Here is a 23,949-nt window from a genome sequence, read left to right as displayed (position 1 = left end):
AGAGGGTAAAAAATGGGGTTTAAAAAAACACTATCTATCTTATCAGCAGTGAGTATGCTGGGATTAACAGCTTGTAGTACTGTAAAAATTTCTGATTATCCGCAGCGGCAATTAATGACAGCAAAATATGCGACTGCGGCTGATATTGTGAACAATATTCGACTTGGTGTTGGGCAAAATGCGCGCACTGGTTGGGTAGTTGAACAGGCAGATCAGACAAAGGTAGTTGCGGGTTTAACCCGTCGTAGCCATTATTTACAAGTAACCTATCTCATCTCAGGTAATCAAGTCAGTTCACAAATTACAGGTAGCCGTAATCTCGATCAACGTGGTAATAAAATTCATAAAAATGCGATGGCATGGAAGGCACGTTTAGATAATTCGGTATTTACACAACTTTCAAAAACGTTAAATTAAATAAGAGAGCAATTACTATGAATATTAAGCAATTTGGCTTCACAGCTATTCTGGGGCTAGCTGCATTTACATCAGCACATGCAGCTGACCAAATGCATGATTTCAATTTCCAAGAAGCTGTAAGCCGTGCTGTTGCTGATGGGGTTTTGGATGGTTCAGTAAAATTTTATTTGGCGGGAACCAAGTCGGGCGGTAAGGTGATTGAAAAAGGCTTAGTGACCAATAAAAAGACCAATGGTTTTGCCAAATCTGCGGAAAGTTCATGTGATCATGTACTTCGTTCGGCATTGATTCAATTTCAAAATACAGCCAAAGCCAAAGGCGCCAATGCGGTGACCAATCTGGTGAGTTTCTATAAGTCCAATGAAACACGTAGCACCACGACTTACCAATGTGCGAAAGGTACGGCATTAGCAGGGGTGGCATTAAAAGGTGACTTAGTAAAGTTCTAATATGGTCTGATAGCATGGTCTTTCTAGAAACAAGAGAAAGACCTTATCTGACTGGATTGGTCGCTGCGGTGTGGAACTGGAACCTTTGGCCAATGCTTTAAAAGAGGTGGTGCTGCAACAGCAGGTGCTGCATGCCGATCAAGCGCCGGTCACCATTGTTAGCGGCAGTGTAAAAATGACCCCCTAATGGCATTTAAAAACTGCCCCCCCTTGGTTAATATAGCGGTCATTTTGGACTGCTCAACATGTTAACTTTGGAGCAAGCAGTGACAATCCAAATACTTCATCAGCAAGGTAAATCTATTAAAGCTATTACTCGTGAACTGGGGGTGTCCAGAAATACCGTACGTAAATATTTACGGCAAAACACCACACCTCAGTATCAGCGTATACAGCCTAGAATAAGTATCCTTGACCCATATAAAGCCTATTTACTCCAACGTGTAAACGCAGCTCATCCTGAATGGATTCCTGCTGTTGTGCTCTACCAGGAAATTTTAGGGTTGGGATATCCAGGAAAGATCAGGATCTTGAGGGAATATCTTGCAACATTAAAACCAGCTGCTCAACCGGAACCGATCATTCGTTTTCAAACCCAACCTGGCCAACAAATGCAGGTAGATTTCACGACAATTCGACGCAACAACACGACTGAACCGTACTGGGTTTGTCGGAGACTTTTTTATTTAAGTTAGGCCACCTGACCTAACGTGTTAACCTTATCATAGTACATTGCTTCAAACTCAAAAGGCGATACATAACCTAGTGCACTATGTACACGCTCTTTATTGAACCAATCTACCCAATTTAGTGTCGCAAGTTGTACATGTGCTAAACCTTGCCAATCTGCTTTTAGATATTCAATCACCTCTGTTTTGTATAAGCCATTCACCGTTTCAGCCAAAGCATTATCGTATGAATCACCCGTTGTACCGACTGATGCTCGTAAATTTGCTGCTTCAAAACGATTGGTATAGCGAATAGAAAGATATTGAACACTTCTATCGGAATGATGAATCACATTCTTTGGCATGCCTCGATCGTGCAATGCTTCTCATCACAGAGATCTAGAGTCCGATAATAGGTTGAAGGGGCGATCGGTAAAATTCTACAAATCGCCTCGACTCCGTACAGCTCTTTATTATGGATAAAATCCACCATTATTTGTGAGGGCGGTCGAGCTCCGCCTGGGCGAAAAAAGCGGCTGCTTTGCGTAGAATTTCATTGGCACGCTTTAATTCTTTAATTTCACGTTCCATTTGCTTCATTTTTTCTTGGTCAGATATCTGTTGTACTTTGGCAGGATTTAGTTGATCCATATGCTTTAAATACCAAACACGCAATGTTTCAGGAGTACAACCGATTTTAGGAGCAATAGCTGTGATTGCTGCCCAAGTAGAAGGATAATCTTTTTCAGATTCAATTAGTAATTGAACCGCTCTTTCTCTAATTTCGGGGGTATAGTTTGGTTTTTTCATCGGAATAGTCTCTCAGAATATTGAGTCTCCGACAAACCCGGTACGGTTCATTTTCAATTCCAAACATATCATGTTCTTCATGACCACTTGGAAGATCAAGAATTTCGATTTCCTTGTTAAAAATTTCTTTGAGGCTTTGCATTAAAAGCTCTGTTTTACCAGACTGCATCATAAAATCTGTACTAAGTATTGTAATTTTCTCAATATCGCTTTTATTTTCTAGAAAATAACGTGCAGATTCTAAATTTGCTTCAGGATGTCCCGTTGTGCTTAGTAAAAGTATGCTCATATCGATTTTTATAATAAAAATAATGCATTGAGTATGGTAAAGGATTGCAGCACAAGTTAGAAGCTTTAATAGAAGAAGGAGTGTGCTGTGATGCTTTATCTCAACATGCTAGCTCATATTGCTTCCTTTTAGTAATTTAATCTCTGTTGCACTTCATTTGAGAATCTAAGAGTTTAAAAAATATCTTGATGAAAAAACCTTATCTTAATGTGACATTAGTCGAGACGCTTAAAAAATGGTGGAGTTCTAAAAGTTATGCTGGCTTCAGTTGTCAATAAAATTATAGAAAATATTCTGATGGAAAACATCTTATTTTCAAGGCTTCACGACATTTGATTGGTAATTAAAATAGCATCAGCATACTTTTTGAAACACTACCAAAAAATTGAGCCATTTTTATTCAGTGGTAGAAAGGCTTTGTTGTACAAAGATTTAAAAATTAAAGTTTTAACTACGCTATCCAAATTTAAGATACAGCTAGGGGGTACCTAAATTTGTTCTCTAATAAAGTTGATTGATTTCGCTTACCATTTGCTTACCAGAATCAAGAAACAAAAAACCCCTCACGATTAATGCACGTAAGGGGTTGTTTTATATGGTGGGCCCACACAGACTTGAACTGTGGACCAACGGATTATGAGTCCGCTGCTCTAACCAACTGAGCTATAGGCCCTATATTCTGAATGTGTTATTTATCAACAAGTTCAGACGCAAAGCATACTAGCGAAGATTTTTTTAAAAGACAAGCCTTTTTCTTCACGGCTGCACACTAACACAACAAATTTGCTGTAGTTGCAGCAGTTGAGCTTGGATTCGACCAAAATGCACAAAGTGTCGAATCCTATCGTGATGTAAATCACGACAAAAGTTATCAAACAGTCAAAATAACCTTATAATAATGCCCATTCTTGTCAGTACCGTGCCCAACAGCGCTTAGATTGGTACTGGCCTCACATTTTTAAGTCAATGTCCTACAGTTATTCGGCTTATGTTTTCATTTTTATGTGTTGCACTGACACATAAGAATATTTAGGTGCCCACATGGAAATTAAGGTTAATTATCTCGATAACCTTCGACAAGAAGCCAAATTTGATGACTTCACGGTAATTGCCGACCAACCTATTCGCTATAAAGGCGATGGCTCTGCTCCCGGACCATTCGACTACTTTTTAGCGTCATCAGCATTATGTGCAGCGTATTTTGTAAAAGTGTATTGTGCAGCGCGAGACATTCCGACAGACAATATTCGCCTATCTCAAAACAATATTGTTGATCCTGAAAACCGCTATAAGCAAATTTTCAAAATCCAAGTCGAACTACCTGCGGATATTTCAGAAAAAGACCGTCAAGGCATTTTGCGTTCAATTGATCGCTGTACGGTTAAAAAAGTGATTCAAACTGGTCCTGAGTTTGTCATTGAAGAAGTAGAAAGCATTGATGCAGATGCACAAGCTTTACTTATGCCAAATTTAGCGTCAGACAGTACCACGTTTATTCCGGGTAAAGATCTGCCATTAGAAGAAACCATTGCCAATATGTCAGGTATTTTGGCAGGTTTAGGCATGAAGATTGAAATTGCGTCATGGCGTAATATCGTACCGAATGTTTGGTCACTACATATTCGTGATGCACAATCGCCAATGTGTTTTACCAATGGTAAAGGCTCAACCAAAGAAAGCGCATTAGCTTCGGCTTTGGGTGAATTTATTGAACGTCTCAATTGCAACTTCTTCTATAACGACCAGTTCTGGGGTGAAGAGATTGCCAATGCTGACTTTGTGCATTACCCAGATGAAAAATGGTTCCAACCCGGCCCAGAAGGCGAGTTACCTACTGAAATCTTAGATGACTATACACGTGAAATTTATAACCCAGAAAATGAGTTATTAGGTACACATCTATATGACACCAATTCAGGAAATATAGCACGCGGTATTTGCTCTCTTCCATTTGTCCGTCAGTCCGACGGTGAAACAGTGTATTTCCCATCAAACTTGATTGAAAATTTATACTTGTCAAACGGGATGAGTGCAGGGAATACCTTGGCTGAGGCTCAAGTGCAATGTTTATCGGAAATCTTTGAGCGTGCGGTCAAACGTGAGATTTTAGAAGGTGAATTGGCTCTACCAGATGTACCAGAAGAGGTTTTAGCCAAATATCCAAGTATTGTTGCGGGTATTCAAGGCTTAGAAGAACAAGGTTTTCCTGTATTGGTAAAAGATGCTTCACTTGGTGGTCAGTACCCTGTGATGTGCGTAACCTTAATGAACCCACGTACTGGTGGGGTTTTTGCATCTTTTGGTGCGCACCCTAAACTCGAAGTAGCTTTAGAGCGTAGCTTAACCGAGCTTCTACAAGGCCGAAGCTTTGAAGGTCTAAACGATCTACCAAAACCAACTTTTAGCTCAAATGCAGTCACTGAGCCAAATAACTTTGTAGAACACTTTATTGACTCAAGTGGTTTGGTATCTTGGAAATTCTTTAGCGCACAATCAGACTATGATTTTGTAGAGTGGGATTTCACTGCAGAAGGTGAAAATGCCAATGCGGAAGAAGCTGCAGCGATGTTTGCGATTCTAGAAGACATGGGCAAAGAAGCGTATATGGCGGTCTACCAGCATCTAGGTGCTACGGCATGTCGTATTTTGGTTCCGGGTTATTCTGAAGTGTATTTGGTTGAAGACTTGGTTTGGGATAACACCAACAAAGCTTTGGACTTCCGTGAAGATATTTTAAACATTCATCGTTTAGATGAAGACGAGTTAGTGTCATTGGTTGAGCGCTTAGAAGAGCTTGAGGTGGATGATTACACGGATATTGTGACGCTCATCGGGATTGAGTTTGATGACAATACCGTATGGGGCCAATTAACAGTACTTGAGCTCAAACTACTGATCTATATTGCCTTACAAGAGTTTGAAGAAGCAAAAGAGTTGGTTGAAACTTTCCTTCAATACAACACCAATACGGTCGAACGTGGTTTGTTCTATCAATGTATGAATGTGGTTTTAGAAGTTGAATTGGACGATGACTTAGATCTCAATGACTATGAACATAATTTCCGTCGTATGTTTGGTGACGAACGTATGGATGCAGTGATTGGTTCAATGGATGGCAGTCTTCGCTTCTACGGTTTAACTGAAACCAATATGCAACTTGAAGGTTTAGATCGTCATTTACGTCTGATTGATAGCTATAAAAAATTGCATGCTGCACGTGCGAAGTTTGCCAGTCAGAACGTTTAAATCTGGGCTTGTGAATAACGTTACTCGTGTGATCATCTATTTGAAAGAACTCTCCTAAGGGGGAGTTTTTTTGTGCGAAATTTGCTGAAAATTAATCTATATCTGTGATGTTGATATTAATAAAAATCCTTATAACTCAGGTGAATATAAGGAAGGCTTAAGAATAACCGATTATCCGAAATTGTGTCATTTTAAAGTAAAGATATTTGACTCATTGGAAAAATATGATAATAAATTAGCTATGGCGTGTTTAGGCATGGTCATAATATTTCAGGACGAAATATTTAGAAGCACATTAATAAATAAACGGGAGTTTTAACAACATGCTTCAATTATTCAGAAAACTATTTTGCATGCATATTTACGAATACGAGCAAATGGAAGAAATCGGTTCGCACAAGGAATGTCGTAAGTGCGGTGTGACAAAGTAATGCAGAGTCTAAGCCGAAAAAAAAGTGAGCGAAAGCTCACTTTTTTAATGCCGGTCAATATTGAAATCATTAAAATAGAATCACATCCACAGTTTTCATGCAGATATGAGTAAAGATTTTCAAGCCGAGCGTTATACCGTTGATGCCAATATGGCAGATACCATTGCATGGTTATTACAACATCAAGATTGCTTTGAATCTTTTCATTATGATGTGATTCAGCAGCAATTGGTGGTTCAACATGCTAATGGTCAAGACATTATTCGTGAAGGGGATTATTTAAATGCAGGCTATGGAATTTTAATAACAGCACATAACTTTGTTAAGTAAACGATATATTTTCCCTACTCATCGTGATTCAACCATTCATTTATTCGCACCATCTCTTGCATTGCACTTTGATACCTATCACTGATCATTCAATGAACTAAGCCCCGAACTTCGGGGCTTATTTTAAGCCATTTGCATGGCATCAGTTGAAAGCTGTGCAGCATTTGGTTTGGGCTGTTCAGCCACTAAACCGAGTTTGCTAAATAAAAGCTGATCTTTGCCTTCGCCTGCATTTGGCGTGGTCAGTAGTTTTTCACCAGAAAAGAGTGAATTTGCACCTGCCATAAATGCCAAAGCTTGTTCTGAATCACTCAGGGATTCACGACCTGCAGAGAGTCGAATATAGCTTTTTGGCATAATGATCCGTGCGACTGCAATGGTGCGAATCCATTCGATCACATCGAGTTTTTCTACATCAGCAAGTGGGGTACCTTGAATAGGCACAAGGAGATTAATCGGCACGGATTCAGGATGAATCGGTAGCGTTGCCAACTCCATCAGGAAGGCAATTCGGTCATCACGGCTTTCACCTAAGCCCACAATTCCGCCGCTACAGATTTTCATTCCAGATTGGCGAACATAGTCTAGCGTCGTTAAACGGTCATCATAGCTACGCGTGCTAATGACATTGGGATAATACTCACGAGAGGTATCGAGGTTATGGTTGTAATAATCTAAGCCTGCCTCATGTAGGCGCTCTGCTTGAGACTGATTCAGCATGCCAAGTGTCATACAGGTTTCAAGTCCCAGCGCTTTGACTTCACGCACCATTTCTAGCACATAGGGCATGTCCCGTTCATGTGGATTGCGCCATGCAGCGCCCATACAAAAACGCGAAGAACCTGAGGCAAGCGCAGCTTTCGCTTCATTGATGACTTTTTCCACGGCCAGACGTTTTTCAGCCTCTAATCCAGAATCATAATGTGCGGACTGTGAGCAATATTTACAGTCTTCAGGGCACTTACCAGTTTTAATCGAAAGTAAGGTGCTGACTTGAATATGATTGGCTTGGAAATATTCACGGTGAATGGTCTGTGCTTGGAATAATAAATCCATCAATGGTTGTTGATACAACTCTTGTATTTCTGGGTGTGTCCAGTCATTTCGGTAGCTCATAAATAATCCATATTTTCTGCCTAATGCAAATCATCATACGTAAAATTTGCAGACTTCCAAGACTATTTTGTAACATTGAAAGTTGGCTATAGTGCATTAAAATGACTTTTTTAAAGAAGTTTTGATATTTAGGATACTTGCAAAGTTGTGTTAAATGTCAGCACAATCGCTACAATGTTTATTTTAGGCTGAAAAATTGATTTTCTTTGATTGCGCCACTAAGTTTTAGCTTAAATGAAAACTTTGTAAGGATCTGGAAAATATAGAATCAAATCCATTAAAGCATTTTTGAATTTTGTTCTGTAATTGCCCAATCAATATGAACTTGCACGATCGCGTCATGTTTTTCGCGAGAATTTTTTAATGATTGAACAATATTTGAACTGTATGGTGCATTGCCTAAGCCAATAACGATATTTCGCATAAAGCTTTGATAGCCTGTTCGTCGGATAGGACTGCCTTCCGTGCAGCTTAAAAAGGTGGCTTCATCCCATTGCCATAGATCTAATAAACTCACTTGGTCGAGACCATGACGTGGATAAAAGTCCTCAATTTGAGTTTTATGCGCAAAGCTATTCCATGGACAGATAAGTTGACAGTCATCACAGCCAAACACACGGTTGCCAATGCCACGGCGTAATTCTTCAGGAATGATGCCTTTATATTCGATAGTTAAGTAGGCAATGCATTTACGTGCATCTAACATATAGGGCTCAACGATGGCCTGAGTTGGACAGATGTCAATACAGGCTGTGCATGAACCACAATGTTTGGTTGCCGGAGAATCAAAAGGCAAATCGAGTGATGTAAACAGCTCACCTAATACAAAAAATGAGCCTGATTTTTTATGGATCAGTAAGGTGTGTTTGCCTGTCCAGCCCATGCCTGCATTTTCAGCTAAAGATTTTTCAAACACTGGTGCAGAGTCGGCAAAGGGTCTAGATTCAAAATCTCCGATTTTTTCACGGATGATATTCGACAAGGTTTTTAAACGACCACGCATGACTTTGTGGTAGTCACGACCTCGTGCATAGCGTGCAATGATGGCTGAGTTTGGTTCATCTGGAACATAACGTGGTTTTGGTGTCTCGACCAAATAATCCATGCGGACACAAATGATACTGCGGGTACCGGGGACTAAAAGTACTGGATTGGCACGTTTTTCAAGGTTTTCCTCTAGGAATTTCATATCGCCATGATAACCACGTTCTAAATATTCTTTAAAACGAGGGAGTTCCTCTTGAGCATCTGGCTTTGCGATGACACAATCAGAAAAACCTAAATTTAAGGCTTGTGCTTTAATCCATGCTTTTAGGGTTTCTGGATCATATTGATCGACAGGAATTTTTTGTGCAGGAGTTGAAGCGGCCATAATCATAACAAGGAAAAACAATGCGTCTGCAAGTTTACCATAGCCCTGTTTATCTTAGCCAAAGTATTCAAGCTTGGGAGCAGCGTTGGTTTGCTCAGCACAATAGCAGTTATGGCCTGATGCAGCAGGTTGCATGGTCGATTGCTCAGCAACTCATTCCAATGTTAAAGCAGCAAAATTTAAAAAATATTGCAGTGTGTTGTGGGCAGGGCAACAACGCAGGTGATGGCTATCTTACAGCGCAATACCTACAGCAAGCAGGCTTTCAAGTTGATATCTATGCCGCTGAAATAGGGGCATCGAAGGACTTACATTCTGCAGTACAGGAAGCATTAGATCACAAGCTCAAGATCTATACACATTTTGATTTTCAGCGTGACTATGACGTTTATATCGACGCATTATTTGGTATAGGGCTCAATCGTGAACTTTCTAGCGAATGGCAAACCATTATTCAACGATTGAATGCATGCACGGGACTCAAAGTTGCGATTGATATTCCAAGCGGTTTACATGCCAATACAGGACAGCCTTTACCCATTGCATTTCAAGCTGATTATACCTTTACGGCATTGGGTCTAAAAGCAGGGCTATTTACAGGTCAAGCGAAGGAATATGCAGGTGAAGTTTCGGTGATGGCATGTATACCGACTGATGCAGAGCTAGAGCCACTCGCTTATTTGTCTGCGCAGAAAATAGCCTTACCTGCGCGTCAAGCTTTTGGTCATAAAGGCAGTTATGGCCATGTTTTGGTTGTTGGAGGGCATGCTGAAATGGGTGGGGCGGTGATTATGGCTGCTGAGGCTGCATTCCATGCAGGTGCAGGTAAGGTTACGGTTGTTTGTGATGCACGACATCACACCGCTATTTTGGCGCGCGCACCGAATATTATGCTACGCGATATCAATGCATTAAATGTAAAAGCGATTCAGCAACTGATCGATCAAGTCGATGCGATTAGCTTTGGCATGGGGCTTGGTCGTGACGATTGGGCACAACAGCAGTTTCAGTCATGGTTTCCATTGATTCAGCAGTCAACCTTGGAAATTGTTTTGGATGCAGATGCCTTATGGTTTATAGCTGAAGCACCTAAAAATTTGAATGCACGAACCTATGCAACGCCACATCCCGGTGAAGCTGCGAAATTATTGGGTATTACTATTGCTGAAGTTGAAGCAGATCGTATACAAGCAATTCAACATTTAAAAGAAAAATTTCAAGGTCAATGGGTGCTTAAAGGCGCAGGCAGCTTAATACTTGAAGATCAGCTTTGGATTTGCACCGCAGGTAATGCAGGAATGGGTACAGGCGGTATGGGAGATGTGCTTGCAGGGATGATTGCGAGTTTAAAAGCACAATTCCATCAGCAAATTCATCTGCACGAAATCGTAAGCTTGCATGCTTTAGCAGGTGATGTATTGGCGCAGTCGGGGATGCGTGGTTTGCAGGCACAGGATATGGCCCAAGCGGTTTATCATGTGGTCAATCATTCAGGAGTTGAAGACTAAAATGCATGCAGTTAAATTGCGAATTCAAGGTAAAGTGCAGGGCGTTGGCTATCGTCGTTGGTTTGAACAGCAAGCGATTGCACTTGGTTTAAATGGCTATGTGAAAAATCTAGCGACGGGCGAAGTTGAAGCACTGATTATTGGAACTGAAGACGCCATTCATAAAATACTGAAACACAGTCTGGTGGGGCCTTTACGAGCAGACGTAACTAAAATCGATCAGCAAGAAATTCCAATGCATGAATTAGACTATAGCAATTTTAAAATGATCCGCTAAATTTGATCACTAGATTGAGTGGGCTTTTGAAAACAATCTGAATTACTGAGCTATATGTTTTGACGATTATTTATCGACGTCGAGTGCTTACACGACTTCGACCACGAGCCATACCACCTAAGGCATTCAGTACAGCCATTTTACTCATACTACCAGACGCATGCGCATGACAAATTGCGGCAGCCAAAGCATCGGCTGCATCCTGCTGTGGTTTGATGCTTAGGTTCAGAATGCGCATAACCATCATTTGGACTTGTTCTTTGTCTGCCGCACCATAGCCGACCACTGATTGTTTTATTTGACGCGCAGTGTATTCAGCGACTTGTAAATCTAAATTGGTTAAAGCAGCAATAGCAGCGCCACGTGCTTGACCTAGTTTTAGGGCTGAGTCAGGGTTTTGAGCCATAAAGACTTGTTCAACCGCAGCTTCAGTAGGCCCGTGAAACTTTACGATGCGATCAATACCAGCAAAAATACGTTTTAAGCGTTCAGGCATTTCTGTCGTTTCGGTACGAATGGTGCCAGCATCGACAAAACGTAGTTTAGAACCATCCTTTTCGATGATGCCGTAACCAGTTAGGCGAGACCCAGGGTCAATACCGATAATTAATGACATGTTTGCCCTATTTGCCCTTTAAAAATAAAATAATGCCCATATTGTTACATAAGCGTGTCAAAAAAGCTTGATAGTGATTGGGCAGTTGAACGCAACACCTTAAATTAATTTACTGAGATTTGTTTAATTTTCATGAAATTATTTCTTCTGATTTTAGCAGGCTTGATCCTGGAAGTGTTTGTCTGGATCGGTGTGGGCGACCTCGTCGGCAGCATGTGGTATGTCTTTTTCTGGTTCGTGGCGGCCTTCTTTATAGGGATGAATATTATCCGTAAATATTCATCAGGTCTGATGCCTCAAATGCAGCAAATGCAAGCAGGTCAAATGAGTAATGATCCAGCTTTAACTGGAAATTTACCAAAAATTTTGGCTGGTTTCTTATTGCTGTTACCGGGTCTAATCTCAGATATTATGGCATTACTTATTTTGATTCCACCTGTACAAAATGCCATGAAAGCAGTCATGATGAAAACAATGATGAAGCGTCAGCAAGCCATGATGGAAAAAATGATGGGTGGCATGATGGGCGATATGGGAGGCATGGGCGGTGCTCAAGGTCAGAACCCATTTGCAGATATGATGCGTCAAATGCAAGATATGCAAAATCAGCAATCAGGTCGTGATTCATCCGTTATTGATGGTGAAGCTCGTGAAGTGACGCCAGATGCGAAACAAATTGAACTGAAAGATGTCAATAAAAAATAATTAACTCAGTATGAAAGGCCGAATGTGTATTCGGCTTTTTTTTTGCGTAAATTTTGATACGGCCTAAAAATAAACCTTGTGTTGCCAACAAAAAAATTGAACAAGCGATATAATCTTCACGTTTTAATTCAAATGAATCAGCTTGCATGTCACTGTTATTCACCATCTGTGCGCTTCATTTTGTTGCGCAGTTGAGTCCCGGTCCAGATGTATAGCCAAATCCTAAAAACTATAGAACAATAGAGATATGGGATATTCAAAAGATTTTAAAGACAAAGTCATAGAAATTATGATTCGAGATGAAATGTCTGTGCGAAAAGCAGCACAGCATTTTAACATCTGTATACAAACGATTCAGAACTGGAAAAAGTCCACTACAAACAAACCTATTCCTGGCCGTCCAGCTAAAATTAGCAGAGAGCAAATATTGAAGGATGTTGAACAATATCCTGATGATTATCAGTATGAGCGAGCTGAACGTTTAGGAGTAAGCACTCATGCGGTATTTAATGCATTACATGCCGCAGGAATATCGCGTAAAAAAAGACGTTAAAGCATCCTAAAGCAGATCAAAATCAACGTCAGCAATTTCAAAATCTCATAGAGTGTTTAGAAGGGAAATTGCCTCTGATTTACATAGATGAAAGTGGTTTTCAAAGTGAAAGTACCAGAACTCATAGTTATAGCCTTCAAGGAACACGTGCTGAAGGTGAATTTAACTGGCAGTTGAAGAATTGCAGTAATGCGATCGGTGCAATTATCGAAAATAGATTGTTGACAGTTGGTGTGTTTAATTGTTCTGTGAATACAGAAGTATTTGAATGTTGGATTGAACAGGATTTATTACCTAAGTTGAAAGAAAGCAGTGTTTTGATTATGGACAATGCGACCTTTCACAAAGGGAAAAGACTTCAGGAGTTGATACGTTGTGCAGGCCATTACATTGTGTGGCTTCCTAAATATAGTCCAGATTTAAATCCAATAGAAAATATGTGGTCACGAGTCAAGGCGATTCGAACTAAGTTTAGAGTTAAAGATATTGATAAATTATTTAAAGATTACTGTAATGATTTATTTGGTATTTAGCTATATTATTAATTGCTAAAAGTGCAGCATCAACAACGCGTGCAAATACCTTAAAAATTATTGCGGGGATCTCTGTCGGGATTGTGGTGTGGGTCGTTTTAACCTTATTGGGCTTTACGGTTCTGGTTGAGCAATTTCCATGGATACAACAAGTTTTAATGGCTGTTGGTGGATTTTTCTTAGCGAAAATGGGTTGGGCAATGTTTAGTGGCGGGCTTAAAAGTTTAAATCAAACAGCCAATTTAGAAGATGGGCAGGCCTTAAGTCAGCAGAATACTGAAAATTATTTCTTATTAGGTTTATTTACGAATTTAGCCAATCCGAAAACACTGATCTATTTTAGTAGTGTGTTCTCACTGGCGTTGAGTTCATCAGCCAGTAGTAACCTAAAAGCACAGCTTGCTGTCATCATTCCGATTCAAACTTTTATTGTGTTTAGTCTGTTTATGATGATTATGTCTTTGCCTAAAATTAAAGCACTCTACCAACGTTCGGGTAGTTATATTGATGTGGTTTCAGGGGCGTTATTTTTAATTTTTGCGATTTGGCTGTGGTTCGACGCAATTAGAATGTTCAATCTTCAATAGCTGCAAACATATTGCTGTCAGCAAAGCGAAAGCCAAGTATTAGAACTTGGCTTTTTTTATGTGCCAATTTTATTGCTCTGGATTGGTTTGATCTTGGTCTTTAGACGGTGCTATATTTGATGGATCTTGTGCAACATTGGTAGTTTCAGCATGATCACGATAACGGTTCGGTTTGAGGGTGGTTTCGGTATTTTCAGAGCCTTTGTATGATCGGCTACGATTGGCGCGTTCACGCAAACCGCCTTTTTTGATTAACTGCACCATCGTCTAGAACCTCATTGCTATTGCCATAGTTTAAAGAATTTTCCTCGTGAAGATAAGTGAGCAGGGCGATGCTAGCGCATAAAAAAGCCTGAAATCATTCAGGCTTTCATCATTTTAATTTATCTCTTTGAATGACTTTAAAGCAACTGGATAATAGTGCTTAGATTTAGCTTGGCTAAATTTTACACATTGCCAGCCTGTTCATACGGCTGTATTTGGCTGTTGTAAAAAAGCTTAATTTTTACCATCTTGCTTGAGTACTTCAAAGATGTTGAGTTGGGTCGAAGCTTCAGTATCATGCTGTTGCAAATACACTTGGACACTCTTAAATAGAATGGCAACAGCCAAACAACTGAGTATGCAAAATATCCAAAAGCCATATGGGCTACGGATATTATGCGAGCCACATTCGGAACATTCTTTATCGCTTGAAGCCAATACTTTATTGCAACAAGCACAGTGATATTGATAGTGCATTGCTTTTCTCCATTTAGTCGAATTTGACCAACATTCTTGTTGTTATTGTCAACCACCAATCCGTGATGATTGTTTTATCTTAATGTGCAAATAAGCTGCTGTACAAGTTTTAAACGGTTTGTTTTGCTCATTATTGTGTAAGTAAAAAGCGTCAGAGAGTTAAATATTTGTTTTATTGCTAATTTATAAATGAAACAAGACATGAATTTTTAGTCATAAAAAAGCCAGTTCGAAAACTGGCTTTTGCTGTTCTGTCTAAACTGAATTATTGACCAGAACGGATGATGTAATCAAAAGCAGATAATGATGCTTTCGCGCCTTCACCTGTCGCAATAATGATTTGTTTGTACGGTACTGTTGTACAGTCACCTGCAGCAAATACACCTTTTACATTGGTTTCATTGCGCTCGTTAATTACGATCTCACCACGGTTTGAAAGTTCTATAGCTGTTTCTTTTAAGAAATCCGTGTTTGGTAACAAACCAATTTGTACAAAGATACCTGCCAATTCAATCGTTTTGATTTCATCAGTTGCACGGTCTTTGTAGTTCAGTGCAGTCACTTGTGAACCATCACCAACCACTTCTGTAGATAATGCATTCATGATCACAGTGGTATTCGGTAAGCTGTTTAACTTGTCTTGAAGGACTTGGTCAGCACGAAGTTTGGTATCAAATTCAACAAGTGTTACATGTTCCACAATACCTGCAAGGTCAATCGCCGCTTCGACACCTGAGTTACCACCACCTATCACTGCAACACGTTTACCTTTAAACAATGGACCGTCACAGTGTGGGCAGTAAGCTACACCACGAGTACGGTATTCTTGCTCACCTGGAACATTCATCTCTCTCCAGCGTGCACCTGTTGAAAGAATCACTGTTTTAGATTCAAGTTTTGCACCATTCTCTAAAGTTACTTCAACTAGACCATTGGCTGTTTGATCTGCACCTTTGATGTCTGATACACGTTGCAAGTTCATGATGTCCACACCGTACTCACGTACATGTGCTTCCATTTCAGCAGCAAACTTAGGACCTTGGGTCTTTTGAATCGACGTGAAGTTCTCAATGTCCATAGTATCCATGACCTGACCGCCCATGCGTTCAGCCACGATACCGGTTTTAATACCTTTACGTGCTGCATAGATTGCAGAAGTATTACCTGCAGGGCCACCACCAATCACAAGGACATCAAATGCTTCTTTGGCATTTAGCTTTTCAGCATCTTTTGCAGCAGAGTTGGTGTCTAATTTGGCAATGATTTCTTCCAAGGTCATACGACCTTGACCGATGTGATTGCCGTCTTGGAATACCATCGGTACAGCCATGATTTTGCGTTCTTCCACTTCTTCTTGGAAGAATGCACCATCAATCATGGTTGCAGTTGTGCCAGGGTTGTAAATTGCGATCAAGTTTAGTGCTTGAACTACGTCAGGACAGTTATGGCAGCTGAGTGATACAAATACATCAAAATCAGCTTTAAGACCTAAACCTTTAATGGTATTCAGTACTTCGTCAGAAACTTTCGGTGCATAACCTGAAGTTTGTAGCAAAGCTAGAATCAAAGACGTGAACTCGTGGCCCATCGGTAGACCTGCGAAGAATACGCGTGGTGTTTCACCTGCTTTTGCAATACCAAAACTTGGCGCACGGCTGTTGTTACCGCCAAAACGTGCAGTCACTAAATCAGATAAGGCAGCAACTTCAGTTACCAATTCTTTAATTTTGTCTGATTTGTCCGTGCCGTTTAAAGTCGCGACGATTTCAATCGGGCCTTCAAGGCGTTCAAGTAAGGTTTTTAATTGAGCAGAAGTATTTTGATCTAACATTGCTAACGTCTCCAGAGGAGTAAATTTATTTGATGAGAGAATGATAGAACAAACCATTAAATAGGTGAAACGGTTTGTTTTTATAAAATTAATCGGTTTTACAAATCAAATAGTTAAATTTCTTTCTAAATCATAAGAATATACCGATGTGAATGCAGTCAATATTGGGCCACTATCGAGAAATACAAGTTAAATAGTGGAAAAATAAACGAATTCATCGCGCTTTAAGCGAGAGAATGCTAGAGTCAACGCTATTGTATTGAGAACTTTTTAAGGAAATGACATGCAGGTTAAGAAAGGGATTTATCAGCATTATAAAGGTCAGTTGTATCAAGTCTTTCATGTTGCAACACATAGTGAAACGCGTGAAAAAGTTGTGGTCTATCAGTGCTTGTATGACGACTATTCCATGTGGGTCAGACCCTTAGAGATGTTTATGGAAACCGTTGAAATTGATGGTGAAGTAATTCCACGTTTTAAGCTGATCCAAGAAACCCACTAAGTAGATATTTAGTACTTCAATTTATAAATATGAATGAAATAGCAAAAGGATAGAATCATAAGCATGGATACAAATTTTAAAAACTATACGCAACAACTCTATGCAGACTTTAGTGCTCACGATGCTGCGCAAAATCACCGACTTGCGCGTTACCGAAATATTGAGCCTGAGTCTGCACTGTTTTTGGCTATGCAAATTCGCTTAAAACAAGCCAAACAAATCTTGGAAATTGGAACATCTACAGGCTATTCCACGCTGTGGTTAGCAGATGCTGCGCAGTCTACACAAGGGCGGGTCGAAACCATTGAAATTGATGCAGCGCGTATCGAACAAGCTAAACAACATGCGGCAAATTTAAGCTTAGCCGAATACATCGAATTTCATCAGGGCGATGCACTGCATTTTTTACAGCAGTTAAATCAGCGTTATGACTTCATTTTATTAGATGCAGAACGTGATGCATATGTGGCGTATTGGCCATATTTAGCTGAATTGATACAAGCTCAAAGAGGCGTGTTAGTCGTGGACAATGTGCTATCACATGCCAATGAGGTCGCTGAATTTATCCAACGTGTTGAAGCGGATGATCGTTTTATCAGTACGACATTAAATGTGGGTGCAGGGCTTTTTATGGTGAGTTGGCGCAACTAAAAATCAGGGCATTCAGCCCTGATTTGATCGAAAATATTTTTTAATTAATAAAATACTGTTGCTATAGCGCTAAGCTTGTAGCGGTTTAACCCTGTAAGCTTACTCGTGAAAAATGTAGATCATATTCTAGATATTTGTGGACAAATGCCGTTTTATCACTACATCGAAGTAAATTATCATAAATAAAAGGTGAAACTGGATAAAAGAGATCCCCAGAACCATTCGCATAAAATATTTTTAAGTAACGTGAAGAAGAACTGTATTTCCAAGAAGTTACAACAGTTGTTGTCATAAGCCACCCCCTTATTGCGTTGTTATAGTCATACTGCAGTTAAAGGTTTATCTCATTTGAAATTAAGACAAATTCAGGGCGTGGAGTATTGCAGAATTGTTAAAAAATAATGTTTTATCTCACATTTTTTTTCATTTCTTTATCAACTAATTTGATAAAAATAATGCCAGTTCAGAGAAATGCCATAAGCGTCATTCTCCCATATTAGTGTAAGGAGAGTTAAAAACTACGGCATTGTTCTGATTTATTGCCTTTGACTTGGTTGTTGCTGCCATTAATTGAAAAAGCATTTTCAAGACAAATTAAATTACCTGCGATTTCATTATTATTTAGCACAATATTGCCATTATTTTTCTTTAATGTGAGGTCGCCTGAAATTTGGTTATTGAGGAGTTGGATGTTTTTCCCTGTCGTAAAATCGACATTGCCACTGATATTGTTATGATTGGCAATGATCTTAGTAAAATTTTTATTCGATTCAATATTGCCTTTGATGTGGTTGTCATGCAGTTCAACACTGGCGCCATTTTCTAAAATAACGTTGCCATGAACAATTAAACCTTCAAGCTGACAATTTTTTTTGACTTTAATATCTTCACGAATACTTTGGTTTTTAATTTCACCTTCGCAGTTCACGGCAGCAAAAGTCGTAAACGAACATAAAATTAAACTGATCGAGACGAAATATTTTTTCATGGGCTTACATCTTCCTGAAATAAGCAATTGACCTAAAATTCAAGTTAAAAATACTGAAATACCGACAAAGATGTAAGTCTAAACCATCAGGTATGAGGCGCATTTTTATTATATTTGTGTAAGTGCTAAGTTGATGAATATCTATAGATAGATGGAAAGTGCTAGGGCGTTATAGCTGTATGAATAAAGTGTGAACTGCGTAGGGTGTATAGAGGTACATACTCGCCAATAATAGGCATAAAAAAACCACGCTAAAAGCGTGGTTTTTGAATCAGTTCAATCTAATACAGATTAGATTTTACCAACTAGGTCGATTGAAGGAGCAAGAGTTGCGTCGCCTTCTTTCCATTTAGCTGGGCAAACTTCGCCTGGGTGAGCGTGTACGTATTGAGCTGCTTTAACTTTACGAAGAAGTTCTTGAGCATCACGACCGATACCACCAGCGTTGATTTCAACGATTTGGATTTTACCTTCTGGATCGATAACGAAAGTACCACGATCAGCAAGACCGTCAGCTTCGATTAATACGTCAAAGTTTTTAGCAAGAGTCCAGTTCGCATCACCAACCATTACGTATTGGATTTTTTTGATTTCTTCTGAAGAATCGTGCCAAGCTTTGTGAGTGAAATGAGTGTCAGTAGAAACTGAGTAGATTTCAACACCTAGTTTTTGGAATTCTGCATAGTTGTCAGCAAGGTCACCAAGTTCAGTTGGGCAAACGAAAGTGAAGTCAGCTGGGTAGAAGAATACAACAGACCATTTACCTTTAAGATCAGCTTCAGTTACTTCGATGAATTGACCATTTTGGAATGCAGTAGCTTTAAACGGTTTAACTTCAGTATTAATTAAGCTCATCATTGTCTCCATGATTGAGGTTTGTTTTTGATTTCCAATAGGGTACAGAAATTTTTCTTATTGCTGAAATAGTATTTTTACATAACTAATATCGGAAAATCCGAATTAATAGTGATTTACTCATTTCCCAATAGACCAGTATTTCATCTCATTTAACCGCAGTTGTGTGAGGATTAAATGACAGGAACTACCCTAAACGCCCTACACAGACATGAAGTCACACCCCTTAAAATTCAAGGGTAAAATTTAAAAAAAGTGATTTAAATTTTTCTATTGTTGATTTAATCCATCTTTAGGCATGCCGATTCGCTCATCAGCGAAGCATTTCTTTTGTTCAATTAGGCGGATGAAGGGGGATATGGCGAATTCATCCTATTTTCAGATTTGAGATCTAAACCGCACCACGCCAGTCGCGCCAGATAAATTCACTTCGGGTTTTCAATTGTTGCATTGGGAAATGCGATGAAACCGAGTAGAATATCGGGTTTCATGTAGTTGTAAGGCGTATTCTTGGTGGCGAAAGATTTAAATGTAGATCAGATGGTGATGGCTCGTGATGTTCACCGTTTAAATCGATTGCGTAAGGGAAAAGACGCCAACGAAAAGCAGCATAAAGAACTGTTTGAAAAGTCGAATGCGAAAGTCCGCGAACGGATTGCCCGCATCCCAAATATTAAATTAAATCAAGACTTACCTGTTACGCAGTATGCAGACAAACTGATCGATGCGATTCAAAAGCATCAAGTGATTATTGTGGCAGGTGAAACCGGTTCGGGTAAAACCACACAGTTGCCTCAAATTGCCATGCTTGCAGGTCGTGGTTTAACGGGTTTGATTGGCCATACTCAACCCCGTCGACTAGCAGCGCGTAGTGTTTCGCAACGTATTGCAGAAGAAGTGGGCGAAAAGCTGGGGGAGTCGATCTCCTTTAAAGTTCGTTTCAATGAACAAGGTTCACAAGATTCCATCGTTCGGTTAATGACCGATGGTATTTTATTGGCTGAACTGGCCAATGACCGATTCTTAAATAAATATGACACGATTATTATCGATGAAGCACATGAACGTTCGCTGAATATCGACTTCATCATGGGCTATCTCAAACAGCTCTTGCCTCGTCGTAAAGATCTCAAAGTCATTATTACTTCAGCAACTTTAGACGTAAATCGATTCTCGAATTACTTTAATGGGGCACCTATTTTTGAGGTCGAAGGTCGAAGCTTCCCTGTAGAATTGCGTTATCGTCCGATTTCAGAGCTGAGCATTGTCGGTAGTGATGATGATGAATTTGACGATTTTGAAGAAAATTTACCTCGTGCCGTGGTTTCAGCTGTAGAAGAATGTTTTCAAGATGCGCAGGAAAAAGGTCATCCTGAACATGCCGACATTTTGATTTTTGCCAGCACTGAACAAGAAATTCGTGAGTTACAGGAAACACTGCAAAAGTTTGGGCCAAGACATACCGAAGTTTTACCTTTATATGCTCGATTGGCTTTGGCAGAACAGCAAAAGATCTTTAATCCATCAGGCGGTGGGCGACGTATTATTATTGCCACCAACGTGGCAGAAACGGCTTTAACCGTACCGAATATTCGCTACGTAGTTGATAGTGGCTTTGCACGGATATCCCGTTATAACTATCGCTCACGTGTACAGCGTCTACCGATTGAGGCTGTATCACAGGCGGCAGCAAATCAGCGTAAAGGTCGTTGTGGTCGTATCGCGCCGGGTGTGTGTATTCGACTATATTCAGAAGAAGACTTTATGAGTCGTCCTGAATTTACCGAGCCTGAGATTAAACGAACCAACTTGGCCTCGGTTATTTTGCAAATGCAAAGTTTGGGCTTTGGTGAATTAGAAGACTTTGATTTTATTGAGCCGCCAGATCATCGTTTGGTGAATGATGGTCGTAAGCTTTTGATTGAGCTTGGGGCGATGGTTGAGAAAGGGAAAGCCCCTCTTTCGCAAAGAGGGGTTGGGGGAGATTCTATTGAAAGTAATCCCCCTAAATCCCCCTTTACAAAAGGGGGGCTTCCTCCGGCGAAGGGTGGTGGTTTAACCAAAATTGGTCAGCAAATGGCAAAAATGCCGATTGACCCACGTCTTGCACGGATGATTTTGGGTGGAGCGCATTTTGGCGTATTAAATGAAGTCTTAATTATTGTCGCTGCTTTAGCGGTACAAGATCCACGTGAACGTCCTGCGGATAAACAAATGCAGGCCGATCAGAAACATGCTTTGTTCCGTGAAGCTGACTCGGATTTCTTGTTCTATATCAAATTATGGGAAGCTCTAGTCGCAAATCGTGACATGAGTGAAAATAAGCGTCGAACTTTTGCACGCAACCATTTCCTGAGTTGGTTACGCCTCCGTGAGTGGAAAAAAACCCATGAGCAATTGGTGGATTTGGCTCAGGGCTTAAAACTGTCCTTTAATGAAAAGAAGGCCAATTATGAAAATCTGCACCGTGCGTTATTAACGGGTTTACTTTCATTTATTGCCAACAAAACCGATGAACGTAATGTGTTCATGGCAGTGCGTCAGCAAAAGGCACGCATTTTCCCTGCATCAACTTTGCATAAAACCAATACACCTTGGGTCATGGCTTTTGAGATGGTGGAAACCTCTCAGGTATATCTTCGTACATTGGCGAAAATTGAACCTGAATGGATTTTATTGGCTGCAGGCGATTTATTGAAGCATCATTATTTTGAGCCGCATTGGTCGAAAAAATCTGGTGTAGTCAATGCCTATGATCAAATTTCTTTGTTTGGTTTGATTATTGAGCCACGTCGTCAAATAAATTATGAAAAAGTGGATCATCCTGCGGCGCATGAAATTTTCCTACGAGATGCGTTGACGACGGGACATTTGGGTATTACGCCACCGTTCTTAAAACACAATTTATTAAAACTCGAAGAAGTTGAGCGCGTTGAAGATAAACTGCGTCGTCGTGATTTGGTGGTGGATGAAGAAACCATCTACCAGTTCTATGCTGCTAAAGTGCCTGAAGAGGTGGCAAGTCGTCGTAGTTTTGAAGACTGGCGTGCAACGGTAGAACCGCAAAATCCGCGTCATTTATTTATCGATGATGATTCGCTTTGGATGAATGACCGTCCAACGACTCAGCAATTTCCAGACTACCTACGCAATGGTGAGCTGCGTTTGGCTGCAAGTTATCGTTTTGACCCAAGTCATGATGAAGATGGTGCAACGGTCAAAATTCCAGTTCAAGCTTTGCCGCAAGTGGATGAAAATATTTGGTCATGGGGTATACCTGGTTGGCGACAAGACCTGATTGAAGCCTTGCTTAAAGCATTGCCTAAGGATAAACGCCGTCACTTGGTGCCAATACCAGATACAGCGCGTAAATTAATGGATCGTGTCGATGCCGTGCATTTGCGCGAGCATATTTTTAGTTTCTTGGCGTTCCAACTACGTGGTGAGCAAATCACAGATAAGGACTTTTCTTGGGAGCGCGTTGAGCAATATCTGCTGCCTTTAATCAAAGTCATTGATGAAAAAGGCCGTGTGATTGAGCAAGGTCGTGATCTAGATGAACTCAAAGCACGCTGTCGTACGGAAACTCATAGCCCAGTCAAACAGTTAAAAGGTGAGTTTAAAACCTTCCCTGATAATTTTGTGTTCGAAGCATCACAAAAAGTCACGGGTGTGGTGGTGAAACAATACCAAGCGCTTGTTCCAGTCAAAGGCTTTGCAGAGTTGGATGCCAAAGATGAATCGGGTGTGGTGATTCAGACTTTCAATGACCAATTTGAAGCAGTCAAACAACACCGCGAAGGAATCATTCGTTTGGTTCATATGCAGTTGGGTGACTTAGTTCGTCAGTTGAAAAAACAGATTTCTAAACCCTTGGCATTGGCTTATTCACCGCTAGGCGACAAAGCCAAACTAGAGCAAATGTTAGTTTATGCCACACTTCAGCTTGCAATAAATGAGCTACCTGTCAATGTGCAGGAGTACCAAAACCTGATTTTGAATGTAAAGAAATCTTTCTTAACCCATGGGCAACAAGCATTAGCCGTTTTAACTGAAACCTATATTCAATGGCAGGATATACGTCGGAAATTGTTGGTTTTAGATGATTCTGTGTTTGGAAAGAACATTGATGACATTGAAGATCAACTCGATTTGATGCAACTTTCAGATTTTGTTTATGGCAAAACTTCCGATGTGTGGCTCGAATTTCCAAGATATTTGAAGGCATTAGTCTTGCGTTTAGACCGCTTGCCAAATAACCTACAAAGGGACAATTCTGCCATTGATCAAGTTGACCCATGGATGGAAAAATTATTTAAGTTTAAAAATGACACTCGCCTTAAAGAATTGTATTTCATGGTTGAGGAGTTACGCATCTCTATTTTCTCTCAACCAATGAAGACCAAGATGCCAATTTCTCCATCCCGCTTGCAAAAAGTATGGGATAAGCTCGGAATCAGTTAAGATATAG

Annotated in this window: 23 protein-coding genes, 1 tRNA gene, 3 pseudogenes and 1 other annotated feature; of the genes and pseudogenes, 15 read left to right on the top strand and 12 right to left on the bottom strand. The window is 40.1% G+C overall.

From position 1 onward, the window contains the following. Positions 1–54 precede the first annotated feature (54 nt). The 4 genes and pseudogenes from MST16_RS10535 to MST16_RS10520 form a co-directional block, all read left to right on the top strand. Positions 55–417 carry a hypothetical protein gene (locus MST16_RS10535; protein ID WP_227515218.1) on the top strand — a complete coding sequence of 121 codons (363 nt, stop codon included), beginning with the start codon at positions 55–57 and terminating at the stop codon, positions 415–417. A gap of 17 nt (positions 418–434) precedes the next feature. Then, positions 435–869, top strand: a complete 435-nt coding sequence (locus tag MST16_RS10530) for a hypothetical protein (protein WP_005090826.1) — start codon at positions 435–437, stop codon at positions 867–869. 34 nt (positions 870–903) lie between these two features. Further along, a pseudogene (locus tag MST16_RS10525) lies at positions 904–1,029 on the top strand (transposase); the annotation flags it as partial. Between the two features lie 85 nt (positions 1,030–1,114). Then, a pseudogene (locus MST16_RS10520) lies at positions 1,115–1,522 on the top strand (helix-turn-helix domain-containing protein); the annotation flags it as partial. Between the two features lie 38 nt (positions 1,523–1,560). Here the strand turns inward: MST16_RS10520 and MST16_RS10515 are convergent. The 3 genes and pseudogenes from MST16_RS10515 to MST16_RS10505 form a co-directional block, all read right to left on the bottom strand. Next, positions 1,561–2,347: pseudogene (locus MST16_RS10515) on the bottom strand (integrase core domain-containing protein). Beyond that, positions 1,959–2,072, bottom strand: a sequence feature (AL1L pseudoknot). Its footprint overlaps the pseudogene before it by 114 nt. Continuing rightward, a complete protein-coding gene (locus MST16_RS10510) occupies positions 2,316–2,636 on the bottom strand; it encodes a hypothetical protein (protein ID WP_180003135.1) in 321 nt (106 codons plus the stop codon). Before MST16_RS10510 ends, MST16_RS10515 begins: the two are co-directional and overlap by 32 nt. 596 nt (positions 2,637–3,232) lie before the next feature. Next, a tRNA-Ile gene (locus MST16_RS10505) sits at positions 3,233–3,309 on the bottom strand. Between the two features lie 368 nt (positions 3,310–3,677). Here MST16_RS10505 and MST16_RS10500 point away from each other — a divergent pair. Further along, positions 3,678–5,882, top strand: a complete 2,205-nt coding sequence (locus tag MST16_RS10500) for an OsmC domain/YcaO domain-containing protein (RefSeq protein WP_180012146.1) — start codon at positions 3,678–3,680, stop codon at positions 5,880–5,882. 536 nt (positions 5,883–6,418) lie between these two features. Further along, complete coding sequence (locus MST16_RS10495) at positions 6,419–6,643, top strand: hypothetical protein (RefSeq protein ID WP_180007368.1); 225 nt, start codon at positions 6,419–6,421, stop codon at positions 6,641–6,643. A 123-nt stretch (positions 6,644–6,766) separates the two neighbouring features. On the opposite strand, the gene bioB is transcribed toward MST16_RS10495, so the two are convergent. Further along, entirely contained in the window at positions 6,767–7,759 is a 993-nt protein-coding gene (gene bioB, locus MST16_RS10490; RefSeq protein WP_180012144.1) for a biotin synthase BioB, read from the bottom strand. Between the two features lie 277 nt (positions 7,760–8,036). Next, a complete protein-coding gene (gene queG / locus MST16_RS10485) occupies positions 8,037–9,131 on the bottom strand; it encodes a tRNA epoxyqueuosine(34) reductase QueG (protein ID WP_180012142.1) in 1,095 nt (364 codons plus the stop codon). A 20-nt stretch (positions 9,132–9,151) separates the two neighbouring features. On the opposite strand from queG, the gene MST16_RS10480 reads away from it, so the two are divergent. Next, positions 9,152–10,639 (top strand): NAD(P)H-hydrate dehydratase, encoded by a 1,488-nt coding sequence (locus MST16_RS10480; protein WP_180012140.1) that lies wholly within the window; start codon positions 9,152–9,154, stop codon positions 10,637–10,639. A gap of 1 nt (position 10,640) precedes the next feature. After that, positions 10,641–10,916: an acylphosphatase gene (locus tag MST16_RS10475; protein WP_180012138.1), complete on the top strand. Its 276-nt coding sequence runs from the start codon at positions 10,641–10,643 to the stop codon at positions 10,914–10,916. A 70-nt stretch (positions 10,917–10,986) separates the two neighbouring features. On the opposite strand, the gene ruvC is transcribed toward MST16_RS10475, so the two are convergent. Next, positions 10,987–11,532 (bottom strand): crossover junction endodeoxyribonuclease RuvC, encoded by a 546-nt coding sequence (gene ruvC / locus MST16_RS10470; RefSeq protein WP_078189034.1) that lies wholly within the window; start codon positions 11,530–11,532, stop codon positions 10,987–10,989. Positions 11,533–11,664: 132 nt separating this feature from the next. On the opposite strand from ruvC, the gene MST16_RS10465 reads away from it, so the two are divergent. The 4 genes from MST16_RS10465 to MST16_RS10445 all read left to right on the top strand — a co-directional run bounded on the left by MST16_RS10465 (position 11,665) and on the right by MST16_RS10445 (position 13,910). Further along, on the top strand, positions 11,665–12,237 hold the full coding sequence (locus MST16_RS10465; RefSeq protein ID WP_078192890.1) for an FxsA family protein: 573 nt from the start codon (positions 11,665–11,667) through the stop codon (positions 12,235–12,237). A 247-nt stretch (positions 12,238–12,484) separates the two neighbouring features. Next, positions 12,485–12,790: an IS630 transposase-related protein gene (locus MST16_RS10455; protein WP_087547287.1), complete on the top strand. Its 306-nt coding sequence runs from the start codon at positions 12,485–12,487 to the stop codon at positions 12,788–12,790. Between the two features lie 47 nt (positions 12,791–12,837). Continuing rightward, a complete protein-coding gene (locus tag MST16_RS10450; protein WP_227554803.1) occupies positions 12,838–13,323 on the top strand; it encodes a transposase in 486 nt (161 codons plus the stop codon). Further along, a complete protein-coding gene (locus tag MST16_RS10445) occupies positions 13,311–13,910 on the top strand; it encodes a LysE family transporter (RefSeq protein ID WP_180010348.1) in 600 nt (199 codons plus the stop codon). The genes MST16_RS10450 and MST16_RS10445 overlap by 13 nt, the downstream gene beginning before the upstream one ends. A 69-nt stretch (positions 13,911–13,979) precedes the next feature. Here MST16_RS10445 and MST16_RS10440 read toward each other — a convergent pair whose 3' ends face one another. The 3 genes from MST16_RS10440 to ahpF form a co-directional block, all read right to left on the bottom strand. Then, positions 13,980–14,174 carry a hypothetical protein gene (locus MST16_RS10440; RefSeq protein WP_180010280.1) on the bottom strand — a complete coding sequence of 65 codons (195 nt, stop codon included), beginning with the start codon at positions 14,172–14,174 and terminating at the stop codon, positions 13,980–13,982. Between the two features lie 234 nt (positions 14,175–14,408). After that, complete coding sequence (locus MST16_RS10435) at positions 14,409–14,651, bottom strand: hypothetical protein (protein WP_180010281.1); 243 nt, start codon at positions 14,649–14,651, stop codon at positions 14,409–14,411. Between the two features lie 265 nt (positions 14,652–14,916). Next, the gene (gene ahpF / locus MST16_RS10430; RefSeq protein WP_180092076.1) at positions 14,917–16,482 is read right to left on the bottom strand and encodes an alkyl hydroperoxide reductase subunit F; all 1,566 of its coding nucleotides are present in this window, start codon (positions 16,480–16,482) and stop codon (positions 14,917–14,919) included. Between the two features lie 283 nt (positions 16,483–16,765). On the opposite strand from ahpF, the gene MST16_RS10425 reads away from it, so the two are divergent. Continuing rightward, positions 16,766–16,984 carry a DUF1653 domain-containing protein gene (locus MST16_RS10425; protein WP_180010283.1) on the top strand — a complete coding sequence of 73 codons (219 nt, stop codon included), beginning with the start codon at positions 16,766–16,768 and terminating at the stop codon, positions 16,982–16,984. Positions 16,985–17,041: 57 nt separating this feature from the next. Beyond that, on the top strand, positions 17,042–17,635 hold the full coding sequence (locus MST16_RS10420; RefSeq protein ID WP_373683457.1) for an O-methyltransferase: 594 nt from the start codon (positions 17,042–17,044) through the stop codon (positions 17,633–17,635). 85 nt (positions 17,636–17,720) lie between these two features. Here MST16_RS10420 and MST16_RS10415 read toward each other — a convergent pair whose 3' ends face one another. The 3 genes from MST16_RS10415 to ahpC form a co-directional block, all read right to left on the bottom strand. Continuing rightward, positions 17,721–17,927, bottom strand: coding sequence for a KTSC domain-containing protein (locus MST16_RS10415; protein ID WP_078189026.1), 207 nt, complete (start codon positions 17,925–17,927; stop codon positions 17,721–17,723). A gap of 219 nt (positions 17,928–18,146) precedes the next feature. Continuing rightward, positions 18,147–18,623 (bottom strand): hypothetical protein, encoded by a 477-nt coding sequence (locus MST16_RS10410; protein ID WP_180010285.1) that lies wholly within the window; start codon positions 18,621–18,623, stop codon positions 18,147–18,149. Between the two features lie 291 nt (positions 18,624–18,914). After that, positions 18,915–19,478, bottom strand: a complete 564-nt coding sequence (gene ahpC / locus MST16_RS10405; protein ID WP_005097370.1) for an alkyl hydroperoxide reductase subunit C — start codon at positions 19,476–19,478, stop codon at positions 18,915–18,917. A gap of 513 nt (positions 19,479–19,991) precedes the next feature. Between ahpC and MST16_RS10400 the strand changes: the two genes are divergently transcribed. Continuing rightward, positions 19,992–23,942 (top strand): DUF3418 domain-containing protein, encoded by a 3,951-nt coding sequence (locus tag MST16_RS10400; RefSeq protein ID WP_180010286.1) that lies wholly within the window; start codon positions 19,992–19,994, stop codon positions 23,940–23,942. Positions 23,943–23,949: the final 7 nt, after the last annotated feature.

It is taken from the genome of Acinetobacter sp. YH16040_T, assembly GCF_024605785.1.
Lineage (GTDB): Bacteria > Pseudomonadota > Gammaproteobacteria > Pseudomonadales > Moraxellaceae > Acinetobacter > Acinetobacter amyesii.
Note: the sequence above shows the minus strand (reverse complement) of the source record. Positions and strands in the feature narration are given on the sequence as shown.

Bases quoted from the DNA above. Each gene is read 5' to 3' on its own strand.
- MST16_RS10535 (WP_227515218.1), top strand. From the start codon at position 55: ATGCTGGGATTAACAGCTTGTAGTACTGTAAAAATTTCTGATTATCCG.
- MST16_RS10530 (WP_005090826.1), top strand. From the start codon at position 435: ATGAATATTAAGCAATTTGGCTTCACAGCTATTCTGGGGCTAGCTGCA.
- MST16_RS10510 (WP_180003135.1), bottom strand. From the start codon at position 2,636: ATGAGCATACTTTTACTAAGCACAACGGGACATCCTGAAGCAAATTTA.
- MST16_RS10500 (WP_180012146.1), top strand. From the start codon at position 3,678: ATGGAAATTAAGGTTAATTATCTCGATAACCTTCGACAAGAAGCCAAA.
- MST16_RS10495 (WP_180007368.1), top strand. From the start codon at position 6,419: ATGAGTAAAGATTTTCAAGCCGAGCGTTATACCGTTGATGCCAATATG.
- bioB (WP_180012144.1), bottom strand. From the start codon at position 7,759: ATGAGCTACCGAAATGACTGGACACACCCAGAAATACAAGAGTTGTAT.
- queG (WP_180012142.1), bottom strand. From the start codon at position 9,131: ATGGCCGCTTCAACTCCTGCACAAAAAATTCCTGTCGATCAATATGAT.
- MST16_RS10480 (WP_180012140.1), top strand. From the start codon at position 9,152: ATGCGTCTGCAAGTTTACCATAGCCCTGTTTATCTTAGCCAAAGTATT.
- MST16_RS10475 (WP_180012138.1), top strand. From the start codon at position 10,641: ATGCATGCAGTTAAATTGCGAATTCAAGGTAAAGTGCAGGGCGTTGGC.
- ruvC (WP_078189034.1), bottom strand. From the start codon at position 11,532: ATGTCATTAATTATCGGTATTGACCCTGGGTCTCGCCTAACTGGTTAC.
- MST16_RS10465 (WP_078192890.1), top strand. From the start codon at position 11,665: ATGAAATTATTTCTTCTGATTTTAGCAGGCTTGATCCTGGAAGTGTTT.
- MST16_RS10455 (WP_087547287.1), top strand. From the start codon at position 12,485: ATGGGATATTCAAAAGATTTTAAAGACAAAGTCATAGAAATTATGATT.
- MST16_RS10440 (WP_180010280.1), bottom strand. From the start codon at position 14,174: ATGGTGCAGTTAATCAAAAAAGGCGGTTTGCGTGAACGCGCCAATCGT.
- MST16_RS10435 (WP_180010281.1), bottom strand. From the start codon at position 14,651: ATGCACTATCAATATCACTGTGCTTGTTGCAATAAAGTATTGGCTTCA.
- ahpF (WP_180092076.1), bottom strand. From the start codon at position 16,482: ATGTTAGATCAAAATACTTCTGCTCAATTAAAAACCTTACTTGAACGC.
- MST16_RS10425 (WP_180010283.1), top strand. From the start codon at position 16,766: ATGCAGGTTAAGAAAGGGATTTATCAGCATTATAAAGGTCAGTTGTAT.
- MST16_RS10415 (WP_078189026.1), bottom strand. From the start codon at position 17,927: ATGACAACAACTGTTGTAACTTCTTGGAAATACAGTTCTTCTTCACGT.
- MST16_RS10410 (WP_180010285.1), bottom strand. From the start codon at position 18,623: ATGAAAAAATATTTCGTCTCGATCAGTTTAATTTTATGTTCGTTTACG.
- ahpC (WP_005097370.1), bottom strand. From the start codon at position 19,478: ATGAGCTTAATTAATACTGAAGTTAAACCGTTTAAAGCTACTGCATTC.